Origin of the sequence: Dactylosporangium sucinum, assembly GCF_014647515.1 — a bacterium.
In the GTDB taxonomy this organism is placed as follows: Bacteria; Actinomycetota; Actinomycetes; order Mycobacteriales; family Micromonosporaceae; genus Dactylosporangium; species Dactylosporangium sucinum.
Genome location: NZ_BMPI01000075.1, coordinates 429 through 745, shown reverse-complemented (window position 1 = coordinate 745; position 317 = coordinate 429). Strand labels below are relative to the sequence as shown.

General features: G+C 69.7%; 1 pseudogene. It reads left to right on the top strand.

The features are described 5' to 3' along the window. Positions 1-317, top strand: a pseudogene (locus IEZ31_RS57430) (pyruvate, phosphate dikinase); the annotation flags it as partial.

Sequence of the window (317 nt, the reverse complement as noted above, 5' to 3'; positions counted from 1 at the left end):
CGGCGCAGTCGGGCGGGGACGAGCGGTTCGCCTGGGACTCCTACCGGCGGCTCATCCAGATGTTCGGCAAGACCGTCTGCGGCGTGCCGGGCGAGGAGTTCGACCACGCGCTCGACGACGCCAAGGTGCGCAGTGGCACCCGCGAAGACGTCGGACTGGACGCCAAGGCGCTCCAGAAGCTCGTTGAGCAGTACAAGGAGATCTTCAAGGCCCACACGGACCGCGACTTCCCGCAGGATCCGCGCGAGCAGCTCGACCTGGCGGTCGCGGCGGTGTTCCGGTCGTGGAACGCGGACCGCGCGGTGCTGTACCGGCGG